This is a genomic window from Prevotella sp. AM42-24 (assembly GCF_003461825.1).
Lineage (GTDB): Bacteria > Bacteroidota > Bacteroidia > Bacteroidales > Bacteroidaceae > Prevotella > Prevotella hominis.
The window spans coordinates 91,491-110,402 of sequence record NZ_QTXV01000007.1 but is presented as its reverse complement, the minus strand read 5'-3'; the positions used below and the strand labels follow the sequence as shown (position 1 = coordinate 110,402).

13 protein-coding genes and 4 tRNA genes are annotated in these 18,912 nt (G+C 45.3%); 11 read left to right on the top strand and 6 right to left on the bottom strand.

Features of this window, described 5'->3' with window-relative positions; all coding sequences use genetic code 11:
- Positions 1–192 precede the first annotated feature (192 nt).
- Positions 193–2,562 (top strand): primosomal protein N', encoded by a 2,370-nt coding sequence (gene priA / locus DW917_RS04290; RefSeq protein ID WP_118116776.1) that lies wholly within the window; start codon positions 193–195, stop codon positions 2,560–2,562.
- A gap of 264 nt (positions 2,563–2,826) precedes the next feature.
- Here the strand turns inward: priA and DW917_RS04285 are convergent, their stop codons facing one another.
- Together DW917_RS04285 and DW917_RS04280 are read right to left on the bottom strand one after the other, a co-directional pair.
- Positions 2,827–4,437, bottom strand: coding sequence for a hypothetical protein (locus tag DW917_RS04285; RefSeq protein WP_118116774.1), 1,611 nt, complete (start codon positions 4,435–4,437; stop codon positions 2,827–2,829).
- Between the two features lie 167 nt (positions 4,438–4,604).
- The gene (locus tag DW917_RS04280; protein ID WP_118116772.1) at positions 4,605–6,656 is read right to left on the bottom strand and encodes an HD family phosphohydrolase; all 2,052 of its coding nucleotides are present in this window, start codon (positions 6,654–6,656) and stop codon (positions 4,605–4,607) included.
- A 211-nt stretch (positions 6,657–6,867) separates the two neighbouring features.
- On the opposite strand from DW917_RS04280, the gene gltX reads away from it, so the two are divergent.
- Positions 6,868–8,385 (top strand): glutamate--tRNA ligase, encoded by a 1,518-nt coding sequence (gltX, locus tag DW917_RS04275; RefSeq protein ID WP_118116770.1) that lies wholly within the window; start codon positions 6,868–6,870, stop codon positions 8,383–8,385.
- A 128-nt stretch (positions 8,386–8,513) separates the two neighbouring features.
- Complete coding sequence (locus tag DW917_RS04270) at positions 8,514–9,815, top strand: 3-deoxy-D-manno-octulosonic acid transferase (RefSeq protein WP_118116792.1); 1,302 nt, start codon at positions 8,514–8,516, stop codon at positions 9,813–9,815.
- Positions 9,816–10,195: 380 nt separating this feature from the next.
- Here the strand turns inward: DW917_RS04270 and DW917_RS04265 are convergent, their stop codons facing one another.
- The 4 genes from DW917_RS04265 to DW917_RS04250 form a co-directional block, all read right to left on the bottom strand.
- Positions 10,196–10,720: a nitroreductase gene (locus tag DW917_RS04265; protein ID WP_118116768.1), complete on the bottom strand. Its 525-nt coding sequence runs from the start codon at positions 10,718–10,720 to the stop codon at positions 10,196–10,198.
- Between the two features lie 100 nt (positions 10,721–10,820).
- Complete coding sequence (locus DW917_RS04260; protein ID WP_118116766.1) at positions 10,821–12,020, bottom strand: MalY/PatB family protein; 1,200 nt, start codon at positions 12,018–12,020, stop codon at positions 10,821–10,823.
- Positions 12,021–12,125: 105 nt separating this feature from the next.
- Entirely contained in the window at positions 12,126–12,986 is an 861-nt protein-coding gene (locus DW917_RS04255) for a DUF3737 family protein (protein ID WP_118116764.1), read from the bottom strand.
- A 322-nt stretch (positions 12,987–13,308) separates the two neighbouring features.
- Positions 13,309–14,301, bottom strand: coding sequence for a malate dehydrogenase (locus DW917_RS04250; protein ID WP_118116762.1), 993 nt, complete (start codon positions 14,299–14,301; stop codon positions 13,309–13,311).
- Positions 14,302–14,851: 550 nt separating this feature from the next.
- On the opposite strand from DW917_RS04250, the gene DW917_RS04245 reads away from it, so the two are divergent.
- The 8 genes from DW917_RS04245 to DW917_RS04210 all read left to right on the top strand — a co-directional run bounded on the left by DW917_RS04245 (position 14,852) and on the right by DW917_RS04210 (position 18,860).
- On the top strand, positions 14,852–16,657 hold the full coding sequence (locus DW917_RS04245) for an aminopeptidase P family protein (RefSeq protein WP_118116760.1): 1,806 nt from the start codon (positions 14,852–14,854) through the stop codon (positions 16,655–16,657).
- A gap of 224 nt (positions 16,658–16,881) precedes the next feature.
- Positions 16,882–17,073: a 30S ribosomal protein S21 gene (rpsU, locus tag DW917_RS04240; RefSeq protein WP_006848852.1), complete on the top strand. Its 192-nt coding sequence runs from the start codon at positions 16,882–16,884 to the stop codon at positions 17,071–17,073.
- Between the two features lie 140 nt (positions 17,074–17,213).
- The gene (locus DW917_RS04235) at positions 17,214–18,095 is read left to right on the top strand and encodes a tyrosine-type recombinase/integrase (RefSeq protein WP_118116790.1); all 882 of its coding nucleotides are present in this window, start codon (positions 17,214–17,216) and stop codon (positions 18,093–18,095) included.
- Between the two features lie 22 nt (positions 18,096–18,117).
- Positions 18,118–18,417, top strand: coding sequence for a ribosome hibernation-promoting factor, HPF/YfiA family (gene hpf / locus DW917_RS04230; RefSeq protein ID WP_022110492.1), 300 nt, complete (start codon positions 18,118–18,120; stop codon positions 18,415–18,417).
- Positions 18,418–18,518: 101 nt separating this feature from the next.
- A tRNA-Thr gene (locus DW917_RS04225) sits at positions 18,519–18,592 on the top strand.
- 14 nt (positions 18,593–18,606) lie between these two features.
- Positions 18,607–18,688, top strand: a tRNA-Tyr gene (locus tag DW917_RS04220).
- A gap of 13 nt (positions 18,689–18,701) precedes the next feature.
- A tRNA-Gly gene (locus DW917_RS04215) sits at positions 18,702–18,774 on the top strand.
- 14 nt (positions 18,775–18,788) lie between these two features.
- Positions 18,789–18,860: transfer RNA gene (locus DW917_RS04210), tRNA-Thr, on the top strand.
- Positions 18,861–18,912: the final 52 nt, after the last annotated feature.

Here is an 18,912-nt window from a genome sequence, read left to right as displayed (position 1 = left end):
ATAATTAATATTTTTGTGACTCAGAGCACGTTAGTAGGATTTTTTGCAGTTGTGGTCTTGATTTCTCGAAAAACAAGGCTAATTTCGCACAATTCGAGGGAAATCATTGAAGTTTTTTATTATACTGGCTTATAATTCAGAAATTTTATCTAAATTTGCACGACGATATAATTCTCAAGATGACTTTTCTGTATGAAATACGTAGATGTGATACTTCCTTTGCCGCTTCCAGGCTTGTTTACCTATTCTGTTCCTGATGGAATGGAAGGGAGGGTTGTGTTTGGCAAGCGCCTGCTCGTACCCCTGGGAAGGAGCAAGAAGTATATCGGTATGGCGGTGAAAACGCATGATGAGAAGCCTGCTTTTGAGGTGAAACCGATAGAGCAGGTGCTGGATGAAAACCCTGTGCTTCTGGAAAGGCAATACCGGCTCTGGTCGTGGATCAGCGATTATTACATGTCTCCATTGGGTGATGTCTATAATGCTGCTTTCCCGGCTGGACTGAAATCTACAGAGAAGTTTAAACCCAAAATGGAGCTATATGTCGGTTTGTCGAGTGCTTATCGCAATCCTCAGACGCTCCGTGTGGCGCTTCAGATGATGGGGAGGGCTGTCAAGCAAATGAAGGCTTTTACCACCTTCCTCCAACTGTCTCATTGGGATATTCTTCTCGAAAACGAAGTAGATGAAAACGGACTGCTGCGGGAGGAATTCTATGAATTGAGAAATATGCAGTCTCCTGATATTCCTTCTTCAAATGGAAATCAGCCTTCTGATATTCCTTCTTTTATAGAAAAAGTAACAAAGGAGGAACTAATGAACGAGAGTCATTCCACCTCTGCCATTATCAAAAGTCTGATAGATAAGGGATTTCTTTTTACATACGAGATAGAAGTAGGGCGTCTGAATACATCTGGCGAATCTCATTTCGAGTTGATCAAACCGCTCTCGATGCCCCAGCAGGATGCTTACAACCAGATTCTGATGCAGATGATGAAGAAGAATGTGGTGCTCTTGCATGGAGTGACTTCCAGCGGTAAGACGGAGGTCTATATCCACCTCATCAAACAGGCGCTCGATGAGCATAAGCAGGTACTTTATCTCTTGCCGGAAATTGCGCTTACGGTGCAGATTATGGAACGTCTTCACCGGGTTTTTGGAGACCGACTTGGTATCTATCACTCGAAATATAGCGATGCAGAGCGTGTGGAAATCTGGCAGAAACAGATGTCTGATCATCCTTATGATGTCATCTTAGGAGCCAGAAGTGCAGTCTTCCTGCCTTTTCAGAAACTCGGACTTGTGATAGTGGATGAGGAGCATGAAACCAGTTTCAAGCAGCAGGATCCCGCTCCTCGCTATCATGCCCGCAGCGCAGCCATCGTTTTGGCAAGTATGTATCCCGAAGCCAAAGTGCTCTTGGGTACGGCTACTCCTTCGATGGAAAGTTATTACAATGCCCAGCAGGGAAAGTATGGTCTGGTGGAGATGAAAACGCGATATAAAAACATCCAGTTGCCGGAAATACAGGTGGTGGATGTGAAGGATTTGCGCCATCGCAAGATCATGAAGGGGGCATATTCGCCACAACTATTGGCTGCCGTAAGAGAGGCCTTGCAGCGTGGCGAACAGGCTATTCTCTTTCAGAACAGGCGCGGTTTTGCGCCGATGATTGAGTGTAAGGTCTGTGGATGGGTTCCGAAATGCAAAAACTGTGATGTGTCGCTCACATTGCATAAGAATATCAATCTGCTTACCTGCCATTATTGTGGCTACACGTATCCTGTTCCTACGGAATGTCCTAACTGTGGAAGTACCGAACTGACGGGGCGTGGTATCGGAACAGAGAAGGTGGAAGACCAGTTGACTGAAATCTTCCCTGAGGCGCGTATTGCCCGTATGGATCTTGATACGACCCGCACCCGCAATGCCTATGAACGCCTGATAGAGGATTTTTCTTCGGGAAAAACCAACCTGCTTATCGGTACGCAGATGATTTCCAAGGGACTGGATTTTGACAAGGTGAGCGTTGTGGGTATTCTCAATGCCGACTCGATGCTCAATTATCCTGACTTCCGGGCCTATGAACATGCCTTTATGATGATGGCGCAGGTGAGTGGAAGGGCTGGCAGAAAGGGCAAGCGAGGACTGGTGATTCTGCAGACGAAATCTCCGGAATTGCCTGTTATCTCGCAGGTGGTTCACAATGATTATGCCACTTTCTACCGCGACTTGCTGGAAGAACGTAAAGCCTTTCATTATCCGCCTTTCTATCATCTCATCAACGTCTATCTGAAGCACAAGCATGAGAAAGTCTGTCAGCAGGCAAGTATGGAGCTGGGACAGACCTTGCGAGGATGGTTTGGGGAGAGAATCTTAGGACCTGATAAGCCTGCAGTGGCTCGTGTGAAGACAATGAATATCCGTAAGATAGTCATCAAGTTGGAGAATTCTCTCGACTATAGGAAAGTGAGGGAATTCCTGTTGTTTGCTCAAGAAAAAATGTCGAAAGCTCCGCGATATGGGGCTTTGGTCATTTACTATGATGTTGATCCGATGTAAAGGAAAATATTATAATTTAATTGGATCGCTACGGCGCCAGCCATTGGCCAGAGGCCAAATATCCGCGGAAATCCGTGAATAATCCGATAAGCAAAACTGCCTCCGATTTATTCGTGAAATCCGATGAAAGAAAAAACATGTGAAGAAAATCAATGAAGAAACGAAAAAGAGGATGTGTCTTTGACTTATGACACACCCTCTTTTGATTGTTGTAGTTATGTGTTCCGAATTTCTTCAGGATTCTTATTCAGAACGATCTATCATTTAGAAATTAATATCGAGACCTACGGCAAACACGTTGTTATTACGTGTATAGTCTGAATTATAGACGATGCTCTTGTCAGCTGCAAGCTGAACTGTCTCGGAAGTCTTCTTGTGCTGATAGAATGTGTGGAAGTAAGCTACGTTGAGATCCATCTTCTTGTTGATGTGATAAACACCACCGATGGCAGCAGAATTTGAACCTACTACGAATGACTTGTCGTCCATATACTCATCAGACAAACCATAGTTTGTGTTCTGCCAACCTGTACTCAGGGTGATTTTCTTGTTAACGTCTACCTCTACACCTGCATTATACTCCAAAGTACCACGCTTCAACTCCTTGTTGCGGTTGTTGTAAGATGTAGCATTCTTGTCGTCGAACCAGTGGAAACCTACGTTTACTCTTACTGCATCGACAGGGCTGTAGCCGATACCGAGAGCCAAGTAGCCAGGAATATCGCCTGCAATCTTCTTACCATCCTCGTATTCACCGATAGCCTTGTTCAACTTCTGGTCAAACTGGGTCTTCAAGCCCATCATAGTAGCTCCTACTGTTGGGTCATTCAATACTGCATTGGTAGTGTTTTCTGCCTGTTGCTTAGCCTGCTCAAGTGGAAGACCTGCATTATGAAATTTATCAGTCAGGATGCCTGTCATCTGATTGGCAAGGTTGGCTGGCAAGTTACCGATACTTGGAGTCTGGTTTACTGACTTGTTCTTCAGGCGAATACGGGTCTTGAACTCGTATTTAGCAGAGAAGTTCCAGCGGCCTGTCTTGTAATCTACGCCGATGATAGGAGTGAAGCCTACACCAGTCTGGTCGCAGCTCAACTCGATGTTGGCTGCTGTTTCCTTGCTTGGGTCGAGCACCTTATAGAGAGGCATGTTACCTACATTGATGTTTTCTACATATCCATAGTAGTTGGTTAATGCATAGACACCGCGAACACCCAAGAATGCGCTGAAGTTATCGCAGAACTTATATGCAGCACCTGCAGAGAGACCATAGTAATACTGGCGACCGTGCATATAACTGTTGAAGCTGTACTTGCCGGTTTTGCCGAAAGCCTGGTCTGAAGTGAACATTTCCATGCCTGGCTGACCGAGTTTATTGCCTAAAGTCTGGTCAACGACACCTGCCAGTCCGCAAGCAGCAATTGCAGTCTCTGATACGATTTTCTCGAAAGAACCCAGACCATCGTCGAAGGTACACTTACCGCCACCGCCAGTGAGAGAGAAGTTAGCCTGGAACGACCATTTGCCCTTGTTGTAGGCATACTGGAAAGAAGGGATAACTGGGGCAAAAGCCTTACCCTTGAAATCACGAGGAGTGATAGGATTGTTTACATTATTAGTAAACAATTTGTAATCATTGTTGATAGTACGAGTTTGGTAAGCCAACTGCCAGTTGATGGCAAGATGGTGGCCTTCACCCATGAATACAACGCCTGCTGGGTTGTAATAAACACCATCGATACCGATGGAAGCCTCACGGCTCATCATTCTATTGAATGCTACATGTTGGTTTGTATTAGTGAGCAAACCACCTGCAAAAGTAGGTGCTGCACCTGCCATCGCAATGGCAACACAAACTAATTTAAGTTTCTTCATTTTAATAAATTTAAATAAAAACGTCCGCAAAGGTAAGAAGAATGTTCTATTTCGCTACTACTTTTATTTCTTATTTAAAGTATATTAACAATAAAATCCCAAAATACTGCACAGAATAAATGATATGTGCAATAAATCGGGATTTATTTATGTTCAATAATCACCAGTTATTTATTCAGATGCGGATACGAAATTCGCGTATGATAAATGGATTTCAGACGTTCTGTGAGCACCACTTTGGCCAGGGCGATGTCGCGGAAGGTGATAGGACATTCCTTGAAGAAACCTTCAGCCACCTGACCGTCGATGAGCTTGTTGATGAGCGTGCTGATGCTTTCCTCGGTATATTCGTTGAGCGAGCGGGAGGCTGCTTCCACCGTGTCGGCCATCATCAGAATAGCCTGCTCACGGGTGAATGGATTCGGACCTGGATACTGGAAAAGCTCCTTGTTTACATTTTCATCTGGATGGGCATTACAATAATTAATATAGAAATACTTGGTAAGCCCGGTGCCATGATGGGTGGAGATGAAATCCTTGATGATGCCAGGAAGGTTGGCCTTTTCTGCCATTTTCAAGCCTTCGGTCACGTGGCTGATGATGATCTGTGCACTCTCCAGATTGGTAAGCTGGTCGTGCGGATTGACGCCAGCCTGATTTTCGGTGAAGAATACAGGATTGCTCATCTTGCCGATGTCATGATATAATGCACCCGTACGCACGAGCAGACTGTTGGCATGGATGCGGTTGGCGATTTCGGCAGCCAGATTTCCCACGGTGATGGAGTGCTGGAAGGTGCCTGGAGCTATCTCGCTCAGGTTGCGCAGCAGTCCCTTGTTGGTATTCGAAAGTTCAAACAATGTGACATTCGAGATAAATCCGAACAGCTTTTCTATCAGATACATCAGCGGATAGGAGAGTAGCAGGAAGATGCCGTTGATGGTGAAATGGGTGTACATGCTGGTGTCGATATTGAATACCTCGTTGTCCTGCATCAGCTGTAGTGCCAGATATACCACTCCGCTTGCCACCGTCACCAGCAGGGCTGTGATGAATATCTGCGAGCGCTTGCTCAATTCACGGAGCGAATAGATGGCCACCAGTCCGGAAGCCAGCTGCACGATGATGAATTCATACTGGTATTTTACAGCCGCCGCACATATCAGAATCATCGTGACATGGGTGATGAATGCCGTGCGGGAATCCATAAATACTCTTACGAAGATAGGCACCATGGCAAACGGGATAATATACACAGAGAAGAAATTGTGCTTCATCATCAGCGATACCAGGATAGGGAAGAGCGTGATCATCGCATAGAGCATCGTGATGCTGCGTGGTTTTTCGAAATAGTCTTTGCGGAAGAGCGAGAGGTATGACGTAAACATCATGACAAGGATGAATACGAAGAGCACCTGTCCGATGATGGTGGTGGTGATTTCCTCCTCAGTGGACGTGCGCCGCTTCATTTCCTTGTCGAAGGATGTGAGCACGCGGAAGGTGTAGTCGCTGATCACCTCGCCTCTGTCCACGATTTTCTGTCCGCTCATCACCATTCCGCTTGCCAATGGAATGCTGCTCAGCAGGTCGTTTTTCTCGGTTTCGCTTTTCTCTTTTTCGTAGATGATGTTGGCCTCTATATAGTTGTTGAGGTTGCAGCGGGAGAGCAGCGGTCGCTGGGCAGCCAATTTTTCGTTGGCAAAGAGATGCTCATAGGCGGCTATCGTAGAGTAGAACGACTTGATAGGCACGCTTTTCACGTTCTTTCCGCTGATGATTCGGATGGTGCTGGTAGAATCCTTGAAGATGCGGTTGTACTCCGTGGTGTTGATGATGCCCATCTGATAGACATTGTGCAGTTCGTTGGCTATGAGCCCCACAAAATCATTAGGCAGACCGGGTATTCCCTTCTGGAAATCGTGGAGAAATCGGTTCACCTGCACGTTTTCCACCGTTGGATTCAGGCCATAGTAGGGCTGGAACTGGTTCATCATCGAATCCTGTTCGTGCTTGATAGCTTCATCGGTTTTGTAGATTGGAAAGTCGAACTTGGCGATGACAGAGCCGTACATCCATGGCTTTCCTACATCGTATCGGTACTGGCGACCCTCATTGCGAGGCAGAAACCATACGATGACAGCCACGGTCATGCAGACCAGTATGGCCTTAGTCACCAGGTTGCGCCAATAGTTTTCTTCCGGATTGTTGAATATACTCATATTTTTTTGTTTTTGTTTTTCTTGTTGGATTGGTGGGAAAGTTTCTTCACTTTTGAATATTTATGGATAAAAAGGAGCATTTCTTTGAATAAAAATGCCGATTTGCCCCATATTTCCCTTTTCATGTGCGAAAATACGAAAAAAAACTATTATAATCGCAAAAAAAGATGTAAATTTGCAGAAAATTTTGAAAATAGCTATAAAATAAGACATGGCAGATAGAAAAGTAAGAGTGCGTTTTGCCCCAAGTCCTACGGGTGCATTGCACATTGGTGGTGTACGTACCGCCCTCTATAATTATTTGTTTGCTCGCCAGCATGGTGGTGAACTTGTGTTCCGTATCGAGGATACTGACTCTCATCGTTTCGTACCAGGTGCCGAGGAATATATCCTGGAGTCATTCAAGTGGCTCGGCATCAAGTTTGATGAGGGAGTGAGCTTCGGTGGTGAGCATGGTCCTTACCGTCAGAGCGAGCGTCGTGACATCTATAAGAAATATGTACAGCAGCTTCTCGACAATGGCAAGGCTTACATCGCTTTTGATACTCCAGAGGAACTGGAGGCCAAGCGTGCTGAAATCCAGAATTTCCAGTATGATGCCCACACCCGTATGCAGATGCGTAATTCTCTCACCCTTTCTCAGGAAGAGGTGGACCAGCTCATCGCAGACGGCAAGCAATATACCGTACGTTTCAAGATAGAACCTGGAGAGGAAATCCACGTCAACGATATGATTCGTGGCGATGTGAAGGTGATGAGCGATATCCTCGACGACAAGGTGCTCTACAAGAGTGCCGACGAGCTTCCTACTTACCACCTGGCTAATATCGTGGACGATCATCTGATGGAAATCTCTCATGTAATCCGCGGTGAGGAGTGGTTGCCAAGTGCACCATTGCATGTACTTCTCTACAAGGCTTTCGGCTGGGAGGATACCATGCCTCGCTTTGCCCATCTTCCATTGCTTCTCAAGCCAGAGGGTAAGGGTAAGTTGAGCAAGCGTGATGGCGACCGTCTCGGTTTCCCTGTATTCCCATTGGAGTGGCACGATCCTAAGACCGGCGAGGTTTCTTCTGGTTATCGTGAGAGCGGTTATTTCCCAGAGGCAGTAGTCAATTTCCTTGCATTGCTGGGCTGGAATCCTGGCACAGAGCAGGAAATCTTCTCTCTCGACGAACTGGTGAAGGCTTTCGATATCTCCCGCTGCTCTAAGGCAGGAGCCAAGTTTGACTTCAAGAAGGGCATCTGGTTCAACCATGAGTACATCCTCATGAAGAGCGATGATGAGATAGCCAATCTCTTTGCGCCTATCGTGGCTAATAACGGTGTGGAGGAGACAATGGACCGCGTGAAGCAGGTGGTACACATGATGAAGGATCGCGTGAACTTCGTATATGAGTTGTGGCCATTGTGCTCATTCTTCTTCATTCCTCCTACAGAGTATGATGCCAAGACAGCCAAGAAGCGCTGGAAGGAGTATTCTGCTCAGCAGATGACCGAACTGGCTGAAGTGCTGGAGGGCATCGAGGATTTCTCTATCGAGGGTCAGGAGCCTGTTGTGATGAAATGGGTAGAGGATAAGGGCTATAAGCTCGGTGATGTGATGAATGCTTTCCGTCTCACGCTCGTAGGCGAGGGTAAGGGTCCAGGTATGTTTGATATCTCAGCCTTCCTCGGCAAGGAGGAGACTCTGAAGCGTCTCCGCAGAGCCATTGAGGTTCTCGGATAAGCATCGCAGTCAGCATATTTTATCTCTTTCTGTGGAAAATTTCTGCTTTGTGCGGGGATTTTCCTCAGAGAGAATTCAATTTATATTTAGATATTTATAGATACTAACCCAAAAAAAAGAAAAACATGATCTATAATGTCGTCATTTATTTCGTGCTTTGGGGAATCGCCATCGCCAGCCTTTTCAATGAGAAGGTGCGCAAGATGTGGCGAGGTGAGCGCGATGCCTTCAGGGTACTGAGGGAAAATGTGGATCCTTCCGAAAAGTATATCTGGTTTCATTCCGCATCACTTGGCGAGTTTGAACAGGGTCGTCCTTTGATGGAGCGCATCCGCAGAGATTATCCCCAGTATAAGATTCTGCTTACCTTCTATTCGCCTTCCGGATATGAGGTGCGCAAGAATTATGAGGGCGCTGACATCATCTGCTATATGCCGGTGGATACCCGCCTGAATGCCATCCGTTTCCTTCGCCTGGTACGCCCTGTGATGGCTTTTTTCATCAAGTATGAATTCTGGTCTAATTTCCTCCATATTCTCAAGTACCGCAATATTCCTACATATAGTGTGAGCAGTATCTTCCGTGAGGATCAGGTATTCTTCAAGTGGTATGGCAGGAGCTATGCAAATGTCTTGAAGTGCTTCACCCGTTTCTTTGTACAGAATGAGGAGAGCAAGCGACTGCTCGCCGGCATCGGTATTACGGATGTGGATGTGGTAGGAGATACCCGCTTCGACCGTGTGCTGCAGATCAAGGAAGCAGCCAAGCATCTGCCTATCTGCGAGGCGTTCAGAAAGGGAATTTCTGCTGATGGGTATTCTTCTGATGGTCCTTTGACAGAATCCCCTGCGGGTAAGTCTGCATCCGTTCCTTCTCAGGACTACAAGGTGTTTGTAGCAGGAAGTTCATGGCCTCCTGATGAGGAAATCTTCATCCGCTTCTTCAATGAGCATAAGGATTGGCGCTTGCTGATAGCTCCTCATGTCATAGCCGAGGAACATCTGAAACTGATTCTTTCTCTGCTGAAGGATAAGAAGGTGGTGCGCTATACTCAGACTACTCCTGAGGAAGCTGCTGGGGCAGATGTGCTGATTATCGACTGCTTCGGACTGCTGAGCAGCATGTACCATTATGGCGATGTGGCTTATATCGGAGGTGGTTTCGGAGTAGGTATTCATAATACCCTGGAGGCTGCCGTATGGAATATGCCGGTTATTTTCGGTCCTAACAACAAGAAATTCCAGGAAGCTCAGGGCTTGCTGAAGTCTGGCGGCGGATTCGAAATCAACAATTTTGAGGACTTTGCAGGCTTGATGAAGTCGATGATGAATGACGAAGCTTTCCTGAAGTCTGCGGGAGAAAAGGCTGGAGAATTCGTAGCGAGCCTGTCTGGCGCAACAGATAAGGTTCTTTCTAAGGTGCAGCTTTAAGTATAGTCAGCATAGGAAGACTTTCTTTTCGCAAAGAAGTAAGCCCCCTTTCTCAGGGAGAATATAATTTTATGAAAGCAGTACTTTTGTATTTATGGTGCAAAAGTATTGCTTTTTTTGTAACCAGCAAATTTTAGTGTGCGTAAACTTGCGATTTTATGCAGAAGAGATAAATTTCAACCTTCTGAAGTGATAAATGACGGTTTTCTGATGCGGTAAATGACAGCAAAATGAGGATATGTTTTGTAAGTCATAGTTTTATGACTTACAAAACATAGTTTTATAGCAGAGAACTCGTCTGGTGCATTTTTTTATATCTACAAAATCAGTAATCAAAAGGGGATATTGTATTCAGTAAAATGAGACTGAAATATCTTTTCTTACTTTATGATGCGGTAATAATCCTCTTTGCGAGGCTTTACAGTATGCGGATGAGCAGATGCATAGCCTAATGCCAAGGCTCCAACTCCTATCAAACCTTCAGGAAGATTCCACTCTTTCAACAGATTTTTGCCCTCCTCGGAAGCAAACATGGCATCCTCGCGATTGATCCAGCAAGAAGAAAGACCGATAGAGTGGGCTGCCAACATCATATTGCCGAGGATGAGACTGCCGTCCTTGATGGCGTTCGCATTGCTCTCTGGAGCCAAAACGATGACGATGGTTGGTGCTCCATAGTAAGGATCACTCTCTACACCCATCACCTCAGCATTCATTTTGCGAAGCTGGGCGCAGGTCTCCGGATTCTGTACTGCGATGATGAATGGTTCCTGAGTGCCATGACCGGTGGCAGCCCATGTGCCTGCCTCCAATACGGTTTTCAGTTCCTCATCTGTGATCTGATCAGCCTTGTATCTACGGATACTTCTTCTCTCCTTAATGGCTTTCAAAACTTCATTTTCCATTGTCTTTCAGTTTTATATTTTAATTGTTTATATCCTAATAGAGTGAAGCACGAAAAGCATTTGAATTCTTCACTCTTCACTCTTCGTTCTTCACTCAAAATTACATCGGACAACCAGTATCCTCGTCTTCCACGTACTGACTCAATACTCTGGCGATACGGATCAGTCCCTGCATCAGGGTCTTGCGAGGACAGGCGATGTTGAGGCGCAGGAAGCCTTGACCGGCTTTTCTGCCATACATGGTGCCGCTATTCACGAATACCTTGCCGTCATTCATCAGCTTCTCATAAGCCTCGTCGCTCGATAGGTCGAAAGGCAGAATGTCGAGCCATACCAGGTATGTGCCTTCCAGACGGGTAACTCGAACCTGAGGTAATTCGGAATTGAAAAATTCCTTTACGGTCTGATAGTTCTCATAGAGATACTGATTCAGTTCGTCCAGCCATTCCTCGCTCTCATTGTATGCAGCCTGGAGAGCAATGACTCCGAATGGGTTGACATCACACACCTCGTTGATATTGATAGCCCTGTTGATACGGCGTCGCAATGCGGCATCCGGACAGATGATGTTGGCTATCTGCAGACCGGCAATATTGAATGATTTGGATGGAGAATTCAATACCACACAATTGTCTCTGCAGGCTTCGCTGATGCTTGCGAAAGGAATATACTGATAGCCCGGCATCACAAGTTCGCAATGGATTTCGTCGGCAACTATCTTTACGTTGTGCTTCAGACAGATATCGTTTATGCGCTCCAATTCCTCCTTTTTCCATACCCTTCCGGCAGGGTTGTGAGGGTTGCAGAGGATGAAAGCAGTCGTCTTTTCGTCAGCACATTTGCGCTCGAAATCCTCGAAATCTATCTCGTAAGTGCAGTTTCCTACTCGTCTCAATTCGTTTTCTACCACCTCGCAACCACTGTTTTTGATGCATGAGAAGAAGCAGTTATATACAGGAGTCTGCACCAGCACTTGTTCGCCAGGCATGCAGATGGCCTTCAGACAGCAGGAAATGGCAGGCACTACGCCCGATGTATAGAGTATCCAGTCTTTCTCGATGTTCCAATGGTGGCGGCGGGCAAACCAGCTGGTGATGGCCTCGTAGTAAGAGTCCGGTACCAGGGTGTAGCCGAAGATGCCGTGAGCCACTCGCTTCTGCAGGGCCTCGATGATGGCAGGAGCAGTCTGGAAGTCCATATCGGCTACCCACATAGGGATAACATCTTCCTCCTTTACCAGGTCCCATTTGTAGGAATTGGTGCCCCGGCGGTCGATGATTTCATCAAAATTGTATTTCATATTTCTTTTTCTATTTTCTTTGTTAGTCAGGTTCTTTTAAAGAACGGGATATGGGTGTCTCGCTTTTTTACGGACCTTCATAAAAGTTAGGTCCGTAAAATTTGATTATTTACCTTCCGATTTGTCGATGATTTCGCAGGCGCCCTGAGGAGCTTTGGCAAACTCGGTGTAGGTGATGCTGCCCACTTTGTCGGCCTCGATACGACCGAAAATAGGGTTCTTGATATTGGTGATACAGCCCTTGATATGTGCATCGATATTGCTACAGTCCTCGAAAGCACGGTCGCATTCCTTGTCGAAAGTGCAGTCTTCCAGTATCACATGATCCATATAGCAGAGAGGTTGTTCGCCGCTGATGTGGCAGCGCACCAACTTGATGTTCTTACTGTGCCATGCGAGATATTCTCCGTTCAGTTCAGAATCATATACGGTTACATTCTCACATTCCCAGAAACTATCTTTGGTGGTAATCTTGGCGTTGTGAATTTCTACATTCTGGCAGTACTGGAATACATATTTCGAGTCGCTTTCCAGTCCGTCCACATAGATATTCTTTGAGAACATGAATGGGTATGTACCTTCGTGCAGTTTTACATTCTTGATTTTCAGTCCATCCACTTTCCAGAAAGTTTCGTCAGCATCCGTGATATTGACATTCTCCAGTTCAAGGTTTTTCATTTCCCTGAAAAATTTCGGTCCGTCAATAGTGCAGTCTTTCATCACCATATTGTAGCTGTACCAGATAGCAGATCGGCTTTCAGGTGCGAAATAGCAGTCTGTGATGAGAGAACCGTCCACGTGCCACCAAGGATATTTTCCATAGAATTTAGAGTTGTGGCATTCTATGTTCTTGCAGCACTTGATACCTGATTCTCCATCAGTGATAGTGATATCTTCCAAACGGGCGTCGTGCGCGCCAAAGAGTGGGCGTTCACCACCGAAAGTTTTGTTTTTAATCAGTTCCATTTTTCTTTCTTTAATATTATGATTTGTCTTTCCCAACTATTTCCCATCTTTTGGGGGATGAATTCTTTCTCGTTTGCAAAATTACAAAAAATATGCCAAAGTCATTTCATCTAAATTACGGAAAAAATAACCATTATGGGCTGATTTTGAACCAGCAAGCCATGAACGTAATGGCATTATTGGCAAAATACAGCTGATGACAGTAATGACAGATACAGTAATGACAGTTTCTTTAAGGAATAAAGAAAAAGGCTGAATCGCAAGAAATCATCTCACAATTCAGCCCTATCTCATTCACTTATAAAAATTCTAAGAAGAAGAATTACAAGTTAGGGTTCATCTCTTTCCACTCAGCTACTGGAGGAACGATACCAAGCTCTACGATCTCATCGCGCATCTTGCAAAGGTGCTCGTAAGACTTAGCGAGGCTTGCAAGCTCTTCCTCAGTACCTGTAGGCTCTGTGAAGTGAACGCCAGTCTTGTCGATAGTAGTAGGCATAGCCATCATTACGTTCTTGAAACCGAGCTTGTCGTGGTTTACATAGCAGCCAGCAGGCAATGTGAACTTCTCACCACCCATAGCAGCCTCGATCATCTTCACTGCATTGTAAGCTGGGCTCTGGAATGAAGAACGGCCACGGAGCTTGATGATGTTAGAACCACCCTGTACTGTGTGGTGCTTGATCTCCTCCCAACGCTCGTCAGAAAGACCCATCTCTGACAATGGCTTGCCGTCAACCTTAACCTGAGAAGCGAATACAGCCATCTGCTCGCCGTGACCACCATAAGTGTGAGCACCAGTTACCTTATCCTGCTGTACACCGAACTCGAGGGCCAAAGCCTGCTGCAAACGAGTAGAGTCGAGAGCTGCGAGTGATGTCAACTGGTTTGGCTTCAAACCTGAGTGGATCAATGCTGTCAAAGCTGTAACGTCAGCTGGGTTGAAGATAACAACTACGTGTTCTACCTCTGGGCAGTACTTCTTGATGTTGTCACCGAACTCTGCTGCAATCTTGCAGTTACCCTTGAGGAGGTCCTCACGAGTCATACCCTCCTTACGAGGAGCACCGCCTGAAGAAATGATATATTTAGCACCAGTGAAAGCCTCCTCTGGGTTAACAGTATAAGTTACGTTAACGCCTGGGAATGCACACTGCTGAATCTCATCGAATACACCGTGAACACCTGGCTCGTAGATATCGTAGAGACAAATGTTTGGAGTAAGACCGAGCATCAAAGCGCTCTGAACCATGTTAGAACCAATCATACCGCCGGCACCGACGATCAAAAGCTTGTCATTAGTTAAAAATTCCATAACTACAATTTTTTATATTAAGTTGTTTATAAATTCTTTTTCTTAACTGCCGAAATCCCTCTCTGAGAGGTGTGGAACCTATCTGAAAGTATATTTACCTTCATTTTTCTTTTCCGACCGCAAAATTACTAAAAAGTAATGTAAAACGTGCATTTATTTGCGCTTAAATTTGTTGTTAATTCTTAAAATTATTATCTTTGTAATCTCTAATTAGCAAAATGCGTTCTGATGGAAAGAAAAATTCCTGCTTCCGGCTGGTTTTTATCGAATCTTTCAGTCGTTTTCGAAGATTCTACTGGATTATTTTGATGATTCTTTCTGTAATTTTTAGGGGTGATTCTTTCTGCGCCTTTGGGGCGATTCTTCTGATGCTTCTTTTCCCTATATATATAATAAGGTGTAAAATGCTCAGAATGGAATCTCAGAGATGAAGATATCGCTGAGATTTAATCAGATGCAAACTAAGACGTATGACAGAGATTTAATCAGACGCAAATTAGGATATGATAGAGATATAATCAGATGCAAATTAAATAATAGAGATAAAATTATGAATGAAATCAATCAGAGATTGGAAAGTTTGAGGGAAGTGATGCGCCGAGAGCATCTTTCTGCCTTTATTTTCCCAAGTACAGACGCTCATCAGAGCGAATATGTGGCCGATCATTGGCAGGGTAGAACTTGGATTTCCGGATTCAACGGCTCTGCCGGAACGGCGGTGGTTACGATGAAATCAGCTGCTTTGTGGACTGATTCTCGTTATTTCCTGGCTGCCGAGGAGCAGTTGAAGGGTACGGAATTCCAGTTGATGAAGCAGAAAATTGAGGGTACTCCTACTATTTCTGAATGGCTTGCTCAGGAATTGCAGGGCGAAAATGCAGAAGTGGGCCTCGATGGTATGGTAAATTCCTATCACGAAATGATGGGGCTGATAGCCGATCTTCGGAAGTCGGGTGGCATCACGGTGAGAACCAATTTAGACCCATTGGGGCTGATTTGGACAGATCGTCCTGCCATCCCAGCCAATCCTGTAGAAATTCAGCCGATGGAATTTGCAGGAGAATCCGTTGCTTCCAAGATTTCCCGCATCCGGACTGCTCTCCGCCAGCGTCATGCCGACGGAATGCTCATTTCTGCGCTCGATGATATCGCCTGGACACTCAATCTCCGTGGCACAGATGTTCATTGTGTGCCTGTCTTCGTCAGTTATCTTCTCATCTCCTCCCAGCAGGTTTCGCTCTATGTGGATTCTGCTAAAATCAATGACGAGGTGAAGGCTTATCTGACTGAAAACGGCATTTCGCTCTATCCATATAATAAGGTGGCTGAAGGATTGGAGCGATATTCCGAGTATAATATCCTTCTGGATGGCGATGAAACCAGCTATTTTCTGTGGAAAACCGTGAAATGTCAGGAGATTATTGCAGGAAAATCACCTATTCCAGCGATGAAAGCACAGAAAAATGATAGGGAAATCGCGGGTTTCCGACAGGCAATGCTGAGAGACGGAGTGGCGATGGTCAAGTTCCTGAGATGGCTCAAACCGGCTGTGGAGGCTGGTGGACAGACTGAAATTTCCATCGACCGCAAACTTACTTCGCTTCGTGCAGAGCAGCATCTTTTCCGTGATATTTCCTTTGATACGATAGCCGGTTATCAGGCACATGGTGCCATTGTTCACTATGAGGCGACGCCTGAAACGGATGTTGCTCTCAAGCCGGAAGGTCTGATTCTGATAGATTCCGGAGCACAATATCAGGATGGAACCACCGATATCACCCGTACGATAGCGCTCGGACCTGTGACAGAGGAGATGAAGCACGTCTATACGCTAGTGCTGAAAGGACATATCCAACTGGAACTCGCCAAATTCCCTGATGGCGCATCGGGCACTCAACTGGATGCTCTGGCCAGGGAATGCATGTGGCGCGAGGGGTATAATTATCTGCACGGTACGGGACATGGAGTGGGGGCTTATCTCAGTGTACACGAAGGCCCTCACCAAATCCGTATGGAATGGAAGCCCACTCCTTTGTGTGCCGGCATGACCGTGACCGATGAGCCGGGGCTCTATCTTTCAGGCAAATTCGGAGTGAGAATCGAGAATACATTATTGATAAAAGACTATCAGACGACGGAATTCGGCAAATTCCTGCAGATGGAATCCCTCACGCTTTGTCCTATCGACCTGACTCCGGTAGATTTCAGCATGCTTCAGCCAGAAGAAATCGAATGGCTCGATACCTATCATCGTGATGTTTTTGAAAAGCTTTCTCCTTATCTCGAAGGCGAAGACCTGGAATGGTTGAGGGAAGCAACGCGTCCGGTGGATAGAGTGATGTCTTCCGGCAGATAAAAGTTGTACTCCTGTATCTAAAAGCATGATTTTCAGCAGAAAATGAAGTTTTAGAGAGGATGAAAATGGGCTAAATGCCACAAAATGAACGATTTTGTGCAAAAAGTCGGCTAAAATCTTGGTTATTTGATAAATAAGATGTAATTTTGCACCCGCAAATTGTGGCATCGTGCCCTTTTCGCTCAGAAATTATAAGTTTAACATAATAAATTAAAAGCAAAAAAATGATTATTGTACCAGTTAAGGACGGTGAGAACATCGAGAGAGCTCTCAAGAAGTTTAAGAGAAAGTTTGAAAAGACAGGTGTTGTTAAGGAGCTTCGCGCTCGTCAGCAGTATGACAAGCCATCTGTTTTGAAGCGTCTCAAGATGGAACACGCCATCTACGTACAGCAGTTGCGCGCTAACGAGGAGTAATTTTACCGCCATCTTTGAGGATTTTCCTCGAGAATATCCTCAAAGTTTGGCAGAAAGATTAAAAAATCCTCAAAAAATTTGGTAGTTTGAAATAATTTCCTTAATTTCGTTGCCGTAAAAAGAATACGAGTAGCGTTATGTTGAATATTGATGGATTTTTGGACTATTTGAAATGCGAGATGAATCGCTCGCAAATGACAATAGACAGCTATGCGGAAGACCTTCGGGCCTTTGAAACATACTTCCAGAATCTGTCAGACTCCCTCACTTGGGAGACCATTGACTCCGATATTATCCGTAACTGGATGGAGGCTATGATGGATAAAGGCAATAAGGCATCATCTGTCGGTCGCCGGCTGAGTGCAGTTCGCACTTTCTACCGGTATGCATTGACAAGGCATTATGTAGATACTGATCCAGCACATAGCATTCTGACGCCCAAAAAGGAGAAACCTTTACCGCAGTTCTTGAAAGAGAGCGAGGTGAATGAACTTCTGGACAGGCAGAAATGGGGTGAAGATTATGATAGCGTGCGTGCGCGTACTATTATAATGACATTCTATGAAACAGGTATGAGATTATCGGAATTGGTAGGACTTGATGATGAGGCGATCAGTTTTGTGAACCACGAAATCAAGATTACCGGCAAGGGCAACAAGCAGCGCATCGTACCTTTTGGAAACGAGCTTGATGAAACCCTCCAAGCGTATATCCGCTTGCGCAATCAGACCGTGGAGAGCCAATCTCCAGCCTTGTTCCTTTCAGATAAGGGAAAAAGAATGACGTCTGCCAAAGTAAGAGAAATCGTGAAGGAGTGCTTATCAAGAGTATGCTCGTTGAAAAAGAAAAGTCCGCACGTCTTGAGACATACATTTGCTACGGCGATGCTGAATCATGACGCAGGAATAGAAAGTTTGAAAAGATTGCTCGGGCATGCCCGGCTCTCCACCACGGAGATCTATACGCATACCACCTTCGAGCAGTTGAAGCGAGTTTATACAGAAGCCCATCCCAGGGCATAACCTTTTAAAATTGGAGGTCACTATGGAAATTAAGATTCAGTCGATTCATTTCGATGCTACCGAGAAGTTACAGGCGTTTATCGAGAAGAAAATCGCCAAGTTAGAAAAAACTTACGAAGATATACAGAAAGTAGAGGTGCAATTAAAGGTCGTAAAGCCTGCCACAGCCTTGAATAAGGAAGTTCACCTGGAAATCGCAGTTCCTGGATCGAAACTATTTGTTGAGAAGACATGCGATACATTTGAAGAGGGAATTGACCAGGCAGTGGATTCTATGAAGGTTCAATTGACCAAATTTAAAGAAAAAATGCGCAATCGATAAAAAAAAGTCGAAAAAAATTTTGTAGATTCAAAATAATGTTGTATCTTTGCAGCCGTTTTCCGATAGGTGGAAAAATCAGTCGTATTGCGGCTGTAAAGATTGCCTCTTTAGCTCAGTTGGCCAGAGCATGTGATTTGTAATCTCGGGGTCGTTGGTTCGAATCCGACAAGAGGCTCAAGAAAAAGAAAAGGGTGGTTACCAGAGTGGCCAAATGGGGCAGACTGTAAATCTGCTGGCTATGCCTTCGGTGGTTCGAATCCATCACCACCCACTTCTTTTGACTTGCGGAAATAGCTCAGTTGATAGAGCACTAGCCTTCCAAGCTGGGGGTCGCGGGTTTGAGCCCCGTTTTCCGCTCAATTTATTAACTTGCTGTAATAGCTCAGTGGTAGAGCACTTCCTTGGTAAGGAAGAGGTCCTGAGTTCAACTCTCAGTTACAGCTCTATCGTTCGGTAGTTTTCTAAGGATGGTAGAGGAACAGATTATTCATTTAT